Origin of the sequence: Mycobacterium sp. G7A2 (genome assembly GCF_041902445.1) — a bacterium.
Classification (GTDB): domain Bacteria; phylum Actinomycetota; class Actinomycetes; order Mycobacteriales; family Mycobacteriaceae; genus Mycobacterium.
In genome coordinates this window covers 4,063,876-4,077,241 of record NZ_CP169251.1, presented here as the reverse complement: position 1 = coordinate 4,077,241, position 13,366 = coordinate 4,063,876, and the positions used below count along the sequence as shown (strand labels likewise).

The 13,366-nt window shown below is 67.7% G+C and carries 11 protein-coding genes; 5 read left to right on the top strand and 6 right to left on the bottom strand.

Going from position 1 to position 13,366, the window contains the following annotated elements:
- The first annotated feature begins 25 nt into the window (after nt 1–25).
- Both ACEWX3_RS19410 and ACEWX3_RS19405 read left to right on the top strand, forming a co-directional pair.
- On the top strand, nt 26–1,069 hold the full coding sequence (locus tag ACEWX3_RS19410) for an LLM class F420-dependent oxidoreductase (RefSeq protein ID WP_374157375.1): 1,044 nt from the start codon (nt 26–28) through the stop codon (nt 1,067–1,069).
- Nucleotides 1,066–2,304 carry a cytochrome P450 gene (locus ACEWX3_RS19405; RefSeq protein ID WP_374157374.1) on the top strand — a complete coding sequence of 413 codons (1,239 nt, stop codon included), beginning with the start codon at nt 1,066–1,068 and terminating at the stop codon, nt 2,302–2,304. Before ACEWX3_RS19410 ends, ACEWX3_RS19405 begins: the two co-directional genes overlap by 4 nt.
- On the opposite strand, the gene ACEWX3_RS19400 is transcribed toward ACEWX3_RS19405, so the two are convergent.
- The 4 genes from ACEWX3_RS19400 to ACEWX3_RS19385 are packed head-to-tail and all read right to left on the bottom strand — an operon-like array spanning nt 2,286 to nt 8,289.
- Nucleotides 2,286–3,584: an amidohydrolase family protein gene (locus ACEWX3_RS19400; RefSeq protein WP_374157373.1), complete on the bottom strand. Its 1,299-nt coding sequence runs from the start codon at nt 3,582–3,584 to the stop codon at nt 2,286–2,288. The genes ACEWX3_RS19405 and ACEWX3_RS19400 overlap by 19 nt on opposite strands.
- 39 nt (nt 3,585–3,623) lie before the next feature.
- The gene (locus ACEWX3_RS19395) at nt 3,624–5,003 is read right to left on the bottom strand and encodes an MFS transporter (RefSeq protein WP_374157372.1); all 1,380 of its coding nucleotides are present in this window, start codon (nt 5,001–5,003) and stop codon (nt 3,624–3,626) included.
- Between the two features lie 51 nt (nt 5,004–5,054).
- Nucleotides 5,055–6,593: an ATP-dependent DNA ligase gene (locus ACEWX3_RS19390; RefSeq protein ID WP_374157371.1), complete on the bottom strand. Its 1,539-nt coding sequence runs from the start codon at nt 6,591–6,593 to the stop codon at nt 5,055–5,057.
- A 31-nt stretch (nt 6,594–6,624) separates the two neighbouring features.
- Complete coding sequence (locus tag ACEWX3_RS19385; RefSeq protein WP_374157370.1) at nt 6,625–8,289, bottom strand: molybdopterin-dependent oxidoreductase; 1,665 nt, start codon at nt 8,287–8,289, stop codon at nt 6,625–6,627.
- 150 nt (nt 8,290–8,439) lie between these two features.
- Here ACEWX3_RS19385 and ACEWX3_RS19380 point away from each other — a divergent pair, with 150 nt between their 5' ends.
- Complete coding sequence (locus ACEWX3_RS19380; RefSeq protein WP_207066354.1) at nt 8,440–9,207, top strand: SDR family NAD(P)-dependent oxidoreductase; 768 nt, start codon at nt 8,440–8,442, stop codon at nt 9,205–9,207.
- An 83-nt stretch (nt 9,208–9,290) separates the two neighbouring features.
- A complete protein-coding gene (locus ACEWX3_RS19375; RefSeq protein WP_374157369.1) occupies nt 9,291–10,343 on the top strand; it encodes a phosphotransferase family protein in 1,053 nt (350 codons plus the stop codon).
- A 15-nt stretch (nt 10,344–10,358) separates the two neighbouring features.
- Here ACEWX3_RS19375 and ACEWX3_RS19370 read toward each other — a convergent pair whose 3' ends face one another.
- The gene (locus ACEWX3_RS19370; protein WP_207066352.1) at nt 10,359–11,123 is read right to left on the bottom strand and encodes a sulfite exporter TauE/SafE family protein; all 765 of its coding nucleotides are present in this window, start codon (nt 11,121–11,123) and stop codon (nt 10,359–10,361) included.
- A 248-nt stretch (nt 11,124–11,371) separates the two neighbouring features.
- Here ACEWX3_RS19370 and ACEWX3_RS19365 point away from each other — a divergent pair, with 248 nt between their 5' ends.
- Nucleotides 11,372–11,830, top strand: a complete 459-nt coding sequence (locus tag ACEWX3_RS19365) for a homocitrate synthase (protein WP_374157368.1) — start codon at nt 11,372–11,374, stop codon at nt 11,828–11,830.
- A gap of 33 nt (nt 11,831–11,863) precedes the next feature.
- On the opposite strand, the gene ACEWX3_RS19360 is transcribed toward ACEWX3_RS19365, so the two are convergent.
- On the bottom strand, nt 11,864–13,345 hold the full coding sequence (locus tag ACEWX3_RS19360; RefSeq protein ID WP_374157367.1) for a cytochrome P450: 1,482 nt from the start codon (nt 13,343–13,345) through the stop codon (nt 11,864–11,866).
- Between the last annotated feature and the right edge of the window lie 21 nt (nt 13,346–13,366).

Here is a 13,366-nt window from a genome sequence, read left to right as displayed (position 1 = left end):
ATTGCTTACTGTAGCGTCGCTCAGCATGGGTGCTGGAGGCGGCCTGAAGGTGGATGCGGCCGTCGTCAGTCCGCTCGCCACCGCTGCGGACGCGGCGATTCGCCTGCAGGGCTTGGGCTACGACGGCTGCTGGACCGCCGAGATCAACCACGACCCGTTCCTTCCGCTGGCGCTGGCGGCTGAACACACCACCAGCATCGACCTGGGCACCAGCATCGCGGTGGCGTTCGCCCGGAATCCGATGACACTGGCCCAGATCGGCTGGGATCTCCAGGACTACTCCCAAGGCCGGCTCATCCTGGGACTCGGCTCCCAGATCAAGCCGCACATCGAGAAGCGCTTCGGTATGCCGTGGGGCAAGCCCGTGGCCCGGATGCGGGAGTTCGTGCTGGCGATGCGCGCGATCTGGTCGTGTTGGCGCAACGACACCCCACTGGATTTCCGCGGCGACTTCTACACCCACACGTTGATGACGCCGATGTTCGTCCCGCCCGCGCACAGCTTCGGGGACCCCAAGGTCTTCGTCGCCGCGGTCGGGGATCGGATGACCGAGATGGTCGGCGAGGTCGCCGACGGGCTGCTCGCCCACGCGTTCACGACGCAGCGTTACCTGCGGGAGGTGACGGTGCCGACGCTGTCACGGGGCCTGCAGCGCGCGGGGCGGGCCCGCGCCGACGTCCAACTCGCGTGCCCGGTGTTCGTCGTCACCGGTCGCGACGACAACGAAGTGGCCACGGCTGCGACAGGCATCCGCAAACAGATCGCGTTCTATGCGTCCACCCCGGCCTACCGCAGCGTGCTGGAACTGCACGGCTGGGGGGAGCTGCAGACCGACCTGCACCGCCTGTCGCGTGCCGGGCGCTGGGATGAGATGGGCGCCTTGATCGACGACACGATCCTCGACGAGTTCGCGGTGGCCGCGCCGGTGCAGGACGTGGTGACGAAGATCAGGTCGCGCTGCGCCGGCCTGATCGACCGTGTGCTGGTGGGCTTTCCGTCATCGATCGACGAGACCACCATTGCCGAGCTGGTGACCGATCTGCGCAGTGGGACGAAGGAGACGAGATGAGCGTTCGGATCGCCGACGAAGCGGCCAGGGTGTTCGCCGACCCGAGTGCCTACGCCGACGAAACGCGCCTGCATGCGGCGATGACACATCTGCGGGCCCACGCTCCGGTGTCGTGGGTGGATGTCGAGGGCTACCGCCCCTTCTGGGCGATCACCAAACACGCCGACATCATGGCGATCGAACGCGACGACGCGGTGTTCACCAACTCGCCCCGTCCGGTGCTCACCACCGCCGAAGGAGACGCCCAGCAGGCCGCGATGGGTGTGAGCACACTGATCCACATGGACGATCCGCAGCACCGCAAGATCCGGTCGATCGGTGCGGACTGGTTCCGCCCGAAAGCGATGCGCGCGTTGAAGGTCCGCGTGGACGAGCTGGCCAGAGACTTCGTCGATCAGATGTTCCGCCGCGGCGGGGAGTGCGACTTCGTCCAGGAGGTCGCCGTGAACTTCCCGCTCTACGTCATCATGTCCCTGTTGGGCATACCCGAGTCCGACTTTACCCGCATGCTCACCTACACCCAGGAGCTGTTCGGTAGCGACGACACCGAGCTGCAGCGCGGCGTGACCATGGAGGAGCGTGGGCTCGCGTTGTTCGACATGTTCACCTACTTCAACGAGATCACCGCTGCACGGCGGGCGCAACCGACCGACGACCTCGCGTCCGCGATCGCCAATGCCCGCATCGACGGGGAGCCGCTGTCCGACATCGACACGGTGTCCTACTACCTGATCGTCGCCACCGCCGGGCACGACACCACCAGCGCCACCATCTCGGGTGGCCTGCACGCCCTGATCGAACATCCCGACCAGTTGCACCGGCTCCAGCGCGAGCCCGCGCTGCTGCCGCTCGCGGTCGAGGAGATGATCCGGTGGGTCACGCCGGTCAAGGAGTTCATGCGGACAGCCCGACAAGACACCGTCGTTCGCGGCGTCCCGATCGCCGCGGGGGAGTCGGTGCTGCTGTCCTACCCGTCGGGCAACCGTGACGAGGACGTCTTCACCGATCCGTTCACCTTCGACGTCGGTCGCGACCCCAACAAGCACGTCGCGTTCGGCTACGGGGTGCACTTCTGTCTGGGCGCGGCGCTGGCCCGCATGGAGATCACCAGCTTCTACGCCGAATTGCTGCCCCGGCTCACCTCGGTGGAACTGGCCGGAACGGCCGAGCATACGGCCACCATCTTCGTGGGCGGGCTCAAGCACCTACCCATCCGCTACGCGCTGACTGGCTGACCACCCGAGTTGCCGCGGGCGGCCGCGTGCAACGCCGCACCTCGCGAACCCTTCTCGTGGTGCGACAGGGCCTGGATGGACACGTCGTGTCCTTCGGCCGCCTTGCGCAGCGCGCCGACGGTCGCCTGGTCTTCGGCGATGTGGCTGAACGGGTCCCAGTGATACCACCGCATCGCGTTCTCGAACGTCATCTTGTTGATCTCGTCGTCCGGCACGTCGTTGGCCTTCAGGACCTCGTCGAGTTGCTCGGGGGCCTCGGGCCACATCGAGTCGCTGTGCGGATAGTCGGCCTCCCAGCAGATGTTGTCGATGCCGATCTGGTTCCGCAACGCCACCCCGACCGGGTCGGAGATGAAACAGGTCAGGAAGTGGTCCCGGAAGACCTCGCTGGGCAGCTTGCCGCCGAAATCCTGGCCCGTCCACGTGGAGTGCATCTCGTAGGTGCGATCGGCCCGTTCCAGGAAGTACGGGATCCATCCGGTGCCGCCCTCACTCAGCGCGATCTTCAGATCCGGATACTTCTTGATCGGCGCGGACCACAACAGGTCGGCGGCAGCCTGGACGATGTTCATCGGCTGCAGCGTGATCATCACGTCCATCGGCGCATCCGGGGCGGTGATCGCCAACTTGCCTGAGGAGCCGATGTGGACGTTCATCACGGTGTCGGTGTCCACCAACGCCTTCCACACCGGGTCCCAGTATCCGTCGTGGAAGCTCGGATAGCCCATGGCTGCGGGATTCTCGGAAAAGGTCAGCGCGTGCACCCCCCGTTCGGCGTTGCGCCGGATCTCGGCGGCGCAGGCCTCGGCGTCCCAGATCACCGGCAGGGTCATCGGGATGAACCGGGCGGGGTAGGCCCCGCACCACTCCTCGACATGCCAGTCGTTGTAGGCCTGCAGCAGCGCCAGGCTGAACTCCGGATCCTCGGTGGCGAACAGCCGACCGGCGAAACCCGGAAACGACGGAAAGCACACGGACCCGAGGATGCCGCCGGCGTTCATGTCCTTGACCCGCTCGTCGACCTTCCAGCAGCCCGGCCGGATCTCATCGAGGCCCTGCGGTTCCAGGCCGTACTCCTCCTTGGGCCGGCCCGCCACGGCGTTGAGCGCCACGTTGGGGATCACCACATCGCGGAACTGCCAGGTATCGGAGCCGTCCTCGTTGTGCACCAACCGCGGCGCCTCGTCGAGATACTTCTTGGGTAGGTGGTTCTTGAACATGTCCGGCGGCTCCACCACGTGGTCGTCCACGCTGATCAGGATCATGTCGTCTTTGTTCATGGCCGCCGTCCTGTATTCACTTACCGTATGGGCGACAGTTTAGCGCGCCAGGTCTATCCGGTCGGCCGAGTCCAGTGACGCGTCCCGGGTCTCGCGCATCACCAGGATCGCGACGAAGGTCAGCGACGCCGCGATGAACAGGTACAGCCCCACCCACGCGACACCGAAACTGGTAGCCAGCCAGGTGGCGATGAACGGAGCCACCGCGGCACCGAGAATGCTCGAGACGTTGTACGAGATCCCCGACCCGGTGTAGCGGACGTTGGTCGGGAACAGCTCCGGCAGCACCGCGCTCATCGGACCGAAGGTCAAGCCCATCAACGTCATTCCGATGATCAGGAACAGCAGCATGGTGCCCGCCGAAGTGTTGCCCGAGCCGAGCATCGGGGCGAACAGCGCGCCGTACACCATGATCCCGGCGGTCACCACCAACAACGTCCGTCGCCGCCCGAACCGATCGGCGAGCAGACCGGCGACCGGCAGGGTGGCCGCGAAGAACAGCACCGCGATCAGCTGCAATTCCAGGAAGTCGACATAGGCGAAGCCGAGCCCCGCACCGTCGGGCGGCAGCTTGGCGGTGCCGAAGCTCAGCGCCCACGTCGTCACGATGTAGAACAGGGTGTACGTCGCGAGCATCACGAACGTGCCGATGATCAACTGCCGCCAACTGGTGCGGAACACTTCTGCCAGCGGGGCTTTGACCTTCTCACCGCGAGCGACGGCCCGGCTGAACACCGGGGTCTCCAGGATGCGCAGCCGGACATACAGTCCGATGGCGACCATCACCGCGCTCAACAGGAACGGCACCCGCCAGCCCCAGGTGAGGAACGCGCCGTCCGGATCGGGGTCGACGTTGCTGTGGCCCAGCATCAGGATCAGCCCCACGAACAGGCTGTTGGCCAGCAGGAAGCCCAGGGGCGCCCCCAGTTGCGGCCACATCGCGGCCCACCCCCGCTTGCCGGGTGCCGCCGTCTCGGTGGCCAACAACGCCGCGCCACTCCATTCGCCGCCGAGCGCCAGGCCCTGAGCGAACCGCATCACCGCGAGCAGCGCCGGTGCGACAACGCCGACCTGGGAGTAGGTGGGCAACAGTCCGATCGCGAACGTCGCGATACCCATCAGCAACAACGAGGCGACCAGCGTGGTCTTTCGCCCCGCCCGGTCGCCGAAATGACCGAAAAGGATGGAGCCCACCGGGCGGGCGACGAACGCAAGGCCGAACGTGGCCAGCGAGGCCAGCAGCGCTGTGGTCGGGTCGCCCTTCGGGAAGAACAGGTGGGGAAACACCGAGACGGCCGCGGTGGCATAGATGTAGAAGTCGTAGAACTCGATGGTGGTGCCGACCATCGAGGCCAGCACGATCCGGCGGCGGGGGACCCCGTCGATCGTGTTGCCGTCCGAACCGTGACTGCTGTTCACCGCACCTCCAGGTGGTCGGGCAAAGCCACATCATGCCAGCGCGGCGGCGGATCAGTTGGCGCGTTCCCAGATGGCGCGCACCGTGTCGATGGTGTCGGCCTCGGAAGGGGGTTTGTCGTCGCGGTAGCGCAGCACCCGGGCGAACCGCAGCGCCATCCCCCCGGGGTAGCGCGACGACGTTTGGATCCCGTCGAACGCGATCTCGACCACCTGCTCGGGACGCACCGAGACGACGTAACCGTCGGTGGGGCCGTCGGCCAGGCTCAGGAAGCGCTCGGTCTGCCAGGCCAGAATCTCGTCGGTCATTCCCTTGAAGGTCTTGCCCAGCATGACGAAGTTGCCGGTCGCCGGGTCCAGCGCGCCGAGGTGGATGTTGGACAATCTGCCGGTGCGCCGGCCCGAGCCCCATTCGACAGCCAGAACGACGAGATCGAGCGTGTGCACCGGTTTGACCTTCAGCCAGCCCGCGCCGCGGCGGCCGGCCTCGTACGGCGCGGTGGGGGACTTGGCCATCACACCCTCGTGGCCGGCCGCGAGGGTGGCGTCCAGAAACTGCTGGGCCGCAACGGTATCCGAGGTGGTCAATCGGTCGACGCGCTGCGGTGCGGGCACCGCGGCGTCGAGCAACGCGAGCCGATCACCCGCGGGTAGGTCGAGTACATCCCGGCCGTCGATGTGCAACACGTCGAAGAAGAACACCGACAGTTGCTGGGCGTCGGCCGCCGCGACCCCGCCGCGCCGGCCGAATCGCGAAGCGGTGACCTGGAAGCGGTGGGGTCGGCCGTCGGCGCGTAACGCGATCGCCTCGGCGTCGGCGATCAGCCTGCTGACCGGCAGGGCCAAGGTGGCGGCCTCGATTTCGGGCAGCCGTGCGGTGACGTCGTCGAGGCTGCGGGTGTAGATCCTCACCGCCTGGCCGTCGCGGTGGATCTGGACCCGGGCTCCGTCGAGCTTGGCTTCGAAGACGGCTGTGCCGCCCAGTCGCTCGAGAGCGTCACCGACACCGGTCGCCGTCTGCGCGAGCATGGGCCCCACGGGGGTGCCCACCTGCAGCGTGAACCGCTCGAGCGCCGCCGCACCGTCGGTCATCGCCGCGGCGGCCACCGCCGGCAGGTCGCCGCTGAGCATCGCGGCGCGGCGGACCGCCGCACCCTGCAGGTCGGCAGCCCGGGCGACCGCGTCGGCCATCACCCCGACCAAGGCGCCCTGGCGCAGTTCGCCGGTGAGCAGGCGGCGCAGGAACATCTGTTCCACATCGGTGGCCGCACCGAACAGTTCGGCCAGCAGTTCGGCGCGGCGAGCCTGCGAGCCCTTCCCGGCGGTCGCGCCGATCGTGCCGAACCTGTCGTCGACCTCGAGCACATTCAGCACCGGCACCGTCGCGGGTTCCGGGACGGTGCGCAGTGCGGCCCAGCCGACACCGATCTGGCGTTGGGTCAGCTCACCGGACAACCACGACACGATGACGGCGACCTCGCGGGGCTCGGGCCCGGCGAGCCGCAGCAGATCGGCGATGCGCGCGACCTTGGCCAGCCGCGCCGACGTGCCGGCGACGTCCGCGGAGGCACGGGCAACCTCTACCAACAACACGGCGTCAGCCTGACATGCCGCACCGACAGCGTCACGTCACGGCGAAATCGACGGAATGCCAGCCCGTCGCGCCGTCGGGAACCGGATCGGCCCGTTCGGAGGTCTGCGTGTAACCGGTGTTGTCGGTGGCGCGCACGGTGATCGTGTGCGGTCCCGGTTGCCGGGCCTCCCAGTCGAGGCTCCACAGCCGCCACGTCTCGTCGGAGTACGCGGCACCGAGCGTGGCCTGCTGCCAGCGGCCCTCGCCGTCCGGGCCGTCGACGCGGACCTCGACGGCACGCACCCCGCGGTCCTGCGCCCACGCGACACCGCCGAACGTCACCTGGCCCGCGGGTACGTCCTGGCCGCTGCGTGGGACGTCGATGCGGGATTCGGTCTTGATCGGGCCCCGGGCCGACCAGCCCAGCCGCGTCCAGTACGCCTCGGCGCGGTCGAAACGGGTGACCTCCATGTCGATCACCCACTTGGTGGCCGACACGTAGCCGTAGAGGCCCGGCACGACGAGGCGGGCCGGGTAACCGTGCTCGACGGGAAGCGGTTCGCCGTTCATCGCGACGGCGAGCATCGCCTTCTCGCCGGTGAGGGCGTCGACCGGAGTGCCGGCGGTCCAGCCGTCGATCGACCGGGACAGCACCATGTCGGCGTCGTCGCGGACGCCGGCTTCGGCGAGCAGATCGCGCACCCGGTAACCGGTCCACACCGCATTCGAGATCAGTTCGCCGCCCACCGGATTGGAGACGCAGGTCAGTGTGACGGCCTGCTCGACGGCTTCGAAACGGTCCAGGTCGCCCCAGCGGAAGGTCACCTCACGATCGACCATGCCGTGAATTCTGAGTTCCCACTGCTCCCGGCTGAGCTGGGGCACCGTCAGCGCGGTGTCGATGCGGTAGAAGTCGGGGTTGGCGGTGACGAACGACGGTAGATCGACGTTCTTCGGTTGCACCGTCGGCGGAATCGGGGCAGCGGGCACGTCTACCTCGGGCAGCGCGAACTGCTGTCGATCACCGGCCACCGACGAGGTCAGCCGGGTGATGACGGCCCCGGCGACGCCGCTGGCGACCCCGGCGCCGATCAGGCCCAGCGTGAGCAGCGACCGGCGTTTCGCACGGTCGGGAGGCCCGGCCTCGCTGTCTTCAGCACTTTCACCGGCTCCGCCGGCTGGGCTGGTTCCACCGGCTCCGCCGGCTTCACCACTCTCACCGGCTCCGCCGGCTTCACCACTCTCACCGGCTCCGCCGGCTTCACCACTCTCACCGGCTCCGCCGGTGGTGGCAAACCGGTCCGAGATCAGCAGCCGCAGAGTCCCGATGCCGCACACGGCGCCGACGATGGTCGGGATGACGTCCACCGCGGAGCCCTGCGCACGGCTGAGCACCGCGGCGCACCCGACCACACCGGCGATCGCGATCATCGCGCTGCCGATCGGGCGGCGCTTGCGTTCGGCGAGACCGGCGACCGCGGCGAGCAGCGCGATCGCCACCAGCACGGCCACCGACAAGAACAGCTTGTCGGCCGTGCCGAACAGCTGGATCGCCCACTCCTTGACCGGGCCTGGGGTCAGCTCGATGACGGCAGAGCCGACCGCGGTACGCACATCGGCCTGCGGGCCGAACGCGGCACCGAGCAGTTGCGCGACACCGACGGCGACTGCGGCTGCGGCGATGCCGCCCGCCGCGCGCGGGCCTTGTGCGCTCATGCCGCCAAGTTACCGCCGGGAGGTACCCAAAAGCCTTACCGAACTATGTCATCCGCTAGGTTGCTTTACAGTTCCACCACAGTTTGGAAAGTCCAGAGAAGCCAGAGAAGTCCTGGAAGAGCGTCAGCAGAGTCACGGAAAGGGAGCTAGATGGAGATCGAGGGCAAGAAAGCCGTCGTCGTCGGGGGCGCGTCCGGGTTCGGTCGAGCGACCGCGGAGGCGCTGGCCAAGCGTGGCGCGGCCGTCGCCGTGCTGGACCGTCCCCAGTCGAACGGCAAGGACGTTGCCGCCGAGATCGGTGGCACGTTCCACGAGGTCGACGTCACCGACTTCGAGGGCACCGAAACCGTGCTCAACGCAGCCGTCGACGCTCTCGGAGGCCTGCACATCGCGGTCACCACCGCCGGCGGCGGGATCGCCGAACGCACCCTGAAGAAGGACGGCCCGCACAGTCTCGACTCGTTCCGCAAGAGCATCGACCTCAACCTCATCGGCACCTTCAACATCAGCCGGCTGGCCGCATGGCACATGTCAACGAACGATCCCGTCGATGAGGCAGCCGAGGAGCGCGGCGTCATCATCAACACCGCGTCCATCGCGGCGTTCGAGGGCCAGATCGGGCAGGTCGCCTACACCGCCTCGAAGGCGGCGATCGCCGGGATGTGCCTGACCATGGCGCGTGACATGGGAAGCCTGGGTATCCGCGCGCTGGCGATCGCGCCGAGCCTGTTCGCCACCGGTCTGACCGAGGGCATCCCGGATGAGTACGTGTCGATGCTGACGAAGGATGCGGCGTTCCCCAAACGCCTCGGCAAGCCCGAGGAGTACGCCAAGCTCGCACTGGCGATCGTGGAGAACCCGATGCTCAACGGACAGTGTCTGCGGCTGGACGCGGGACAGCGCTTCGCCCCCAAGTAAACGGTCATTCGGCGTGGGTGTCGCCGCTGGGGACGTTATCGGTTCAGGGCCATCCACGCCGAAGTCGCTGGCAGGATGACGGCATGCCCGTCGACGTGATGCTCACCGAGACCGATCTCGATGCGCTGCAACGCTGGGTGCAACGGACCGGGATCGGCACCTCGGTCTCGGAGGTCGAACCGCTGACCGGTGGCTCGCAGAACATCGTCGTGCGCCTGCGGGTCGACGGCCAGCCGATGGTCCTGCGCCGCCCACCCGAGCATCCCCGGCCGACCAGCGACAACACCATGCGCCGCGAGATCGCGGTTCTGAGCACGCTCGCCGGCTCCGATGTGCCGCATCCGGAGCTGATCGCCGGCTGCGAGGACCTCGACGTGCTCGGAGTGGTGTTCTACCTGATGGAGGCCGTCGACGGGTTCAACCCCGGCACCGACGTCGACGACGCGTACGTGCAGGACGCCGGCATGCGACATCGCGTCGGTTTGTCCTACGCGGCCAGTCTGGCCCGGCTGGGCCGGGTAGCGTGGCAGGACCGTCCCCTCGCCGAGCTCAAACGCCCGGGATCCTTTCTGGCGCGCCAGGTTCCGCAATTCATGCGGTTGTTGGACAGCTACCGCCACGAGCGCTACGAACCCGAGTCGTTCCCGTCGGTACACCCGCTGGCCGAGTGGCTGGAGGCCAACCGGCCCCCGGACGCCGAGCCCGGCATCATGCACGGCGACGCCCATCTGAACAACGTGCTGCTGCGTCGTGAGGTCCCCGAGCTCGCGGCGTTCATCGACTGGGAGATGTGCACGGTCGGGGACCCGCTGCTGGACCTCGGCTGGATCCTGATCTGCTGGCCGCAAGGTCCGAACCCGATCGACGCCGGCGCCGAACTGGGCGTGCTCGGTGGTCTGGCGACCCGGGCGGAGTTGCTCGAGGCCTACCGGGATGCGGGCGGGCGTCCGACCGATCGGCTGGACTGGTACCTGGCGATGGCGTGTTTCAAGCTGGCCATCGTCATCGAGGGCACGTGGTCGCGCTACCTCGCCGGCCAGGCCAGCTCCGAAGCCGGCGAACGTCTGCACGCCTCGGCGGTCAACCTGATCGAGCTGGGAACTCGGGTGACACGGAACGACAATCCGTTTCTGTGACCCGCGTTCGGGCCGTCACCGGTAGGCGTCCCACCCCAGCTTGACCGCCAGCGCGAGTCCTGCCAGCCCGATGGCGAACCGCATCGGCCGCACCGGTGCGTGACGCACGATGACCGGACCGAGGCGCGCACCGAGCAGGCAGCCGAGGCCCAGCGCCGCGACCGCACCCCACTGCACCGGCGCGATCACCGCGAAGATCAATGCGGCCACGCTGTTGGCGACGCCGAGGATGACGTTCTTGGCCGCGTTGGCGTGGGCCAGCCGCTCGTCGCCGACCCGGAGTAACAAGGCCAGCAGCAGCACCCCGGCGGCAGCGCCGAAGTATCCGCCGTAGATACAGATGGCGAAGATCGCCACCGCCTGGGCGGCGACTTTCACGGTGTGCCGGTTGTGGCTGGACACCCGCGAATAGCGCGTGGGCCGTACCGGGATCAGGATCGCCACGGCGGCGAACCCCAACAACAGCGGCACGAGCCGTTCGAAGCCCTCAGCCGGGGTGGACAGCAGCAGCGCCGCACCGACTACACCGCCCAGCGCGGCCACCGGCAGCACGCGACGCAGAGACGCGCCCTGACCCGCCAGTTCGGGTCGCGAACCCACCACCGAACCGACCCCGTTGAACACCAGCGCCACGGTGTTGGTGACGTTGGCGGTGACCGGCGGCAGTCCGATGGCGAGCAGCGCAGGGTAGGTGGCCACCGATGCGAGACCGGCGATGCTTCCGGTCAATCCACCCAGGATTCCGGCCGCGAACAGCAGCACCGCTTGCGACCAGGACACCGGCACATTGTGACAACCCGATCCCGCAACCAGCCCATCGGCGATATGTGTTTGCGCTCACCGGCACCCGGGGGTGTAGCATCGCTGCCGTGCCGAGTCGACTCGTAGTAGCAACCCGCAGCGGGGTCTGATCCTGACCGACCCCTCGCTGTGGGTCGTCGCTACTTCGTCGGTCACTTCCTCTTCCGAAGGCCGGCACCATGAATTCTCTGATCGCTTCCCCAGCCAGTGCGGCACCACGCGCTGTGATGCCTTTTGCGACCCATATCGACCATCCGATGCCGCGTGCGCTTAGAGAGCATGCCGCCAACAAGACGTTCGACGAGTTCGTCGACGAATTCGCACCAACGGCCGGACCGGTGCGATTGGGCCAGTGGTCCTGCGACGACGAGAAGCGCCCTGCCCGCCGGATTGGGCCGCAGGCCCGCACCTATCAGGCGACGTTGGCGCTGGGGGACTCCATCGACACCTCCCGGGCCGCGGCGACGGGCCCCGTCGCGGCGTTGACCGCGATGCTCTACGAGCGGGGGATCGCCGTCGAGATGACCGCGTTTCACCAGCTCCCGGCCGGTGAGCACACCGCGACGTTCATCCGGGGGTGCGACGGCACCCGCAGCGAGTGGGCGATGGGCTGGTCCGCCGACCCCACCCAGTCCGCCCTGCGAGCAGTGATCGCCTGCGCGAACCGGTTGCTCGCGTCGGCCTGAGATCAGCGCCGCAGCGCCCCGGCCCCGCAGTGCTCAGCGCAGCGGGCGCAGCACGATGGGCATGCCGTCGACCGGGACGGCCATGCCGCCGTAGTCGTAGCGCGGCGTATATCCCGGATGGGTGAGCTCGAGGCGGTACTTGCGCAGCAGCCGGTGCATGACCGTCTTGATCTCCAGCTGCCCGAACACCATGCCGATGCACTTGTGCGCGCCGCCGCCGAACGGGGCGAACGCGTAACGGTGTTTCTTGTGCTCGTTGCGCGGTTCGGCGAAGCGTTCGGGATCGAACTTCTCCGGGTCGGTCCACAACTCGGGAAGACGGTGGTTCAGCGCCGGCCACGTCATGATCGCGGTGCCTTCCGGGATGTAATACCCCAGCAGGTCGGTGTCACGCACGGCCTGGCGGAAGTTGAAGGGCAGCGGGGTCTGCATCCGCAGCGCCTCGTTGATCACCAGGTCGTAGGCCTCGAGCTTGTCGAGCGCCTCGATGTCCAGTGGGCCGTCGCCGATGCGCTCGGACTCCTCGCGCAGCCTCTCCTGCCACAGCGGGTTGGCCGCGAGGTGATAGGCCATCGTGGTCAGCGTCGACGTCGAGGTGTCGTGAGCAGCCATCATCAGGAAGATCATGTGGCTGACGACGTCGTCGTCGGTGAAGCTCTGGCCGTCCTCGTCCTGCGCGTGGCACAGCACGCTGAACATGTCGGTGCTCTCGGAGCGCCGCTTCTCGCCGATACGCGCGTTGAAGTAATCCTCCAGCGTCTGGCGTGCCTTGATGCCGCGCCACCAACTCAGCGGCGGCACCGGTTTACGCACGATGGCGTTGCCCGCGCGCGTGGTGGTGGTGAATGCCTCGTTGACCGTGGTCACCAGTTCCTTGTCGGTACCGGCCTGATGCCCCATGAACACCACCGAGGCGATGTCGAGGGTCAGCTCCTTGACGCTGGGATAGAACAGGAAGCGAGGATCGTCGGCGACCCAGTCGTGGGCGATCACGGATGAGGCCACCGAGTCGATGTGCTCGACGTATCCGGTCAGGCGGCTGCGGGTGAATGCCTCCTGCATGATTCGGCGGTGGTACATGTGATCGTCGAAGTCGCGCAGCATGAGCCCGCCCTCGAAGAACGGCCCGATCACCGGATCCCAGGCGCGCTGTGAGAAGTCCTTGTTGCGGTTGGAGAAGACGGCCTGCGTGGCGTCGGGTCCCAGCGCACCCACCGCGGGCAGCACCTGCGAGCCCGAGTAGTAGATGGGGCCCCACTTGCGGTACTGGTGCAGGATGAAGTCCGGTCCGCCGCGGAACATCTCGATCATGTGGGCGAGGATCGGCAGGCCCTGGTCGCCCTTCACGGCCTTGAGACCGCTGCCGGCCGGCGGCTCGGCCAGCGTGATCTCCTTGAAATCGTGCGCCAGCAGGCGCTTCTCCACCGCGCCCATCCCCGGGATGGTCACCGGGGTCGGCTTCAGCCGTCGTTTGGCCTGGTCAATCCAGTAATCAGTGCTGCTGATCGTCGTCATCACACGCTCCTGAGCGGGCAT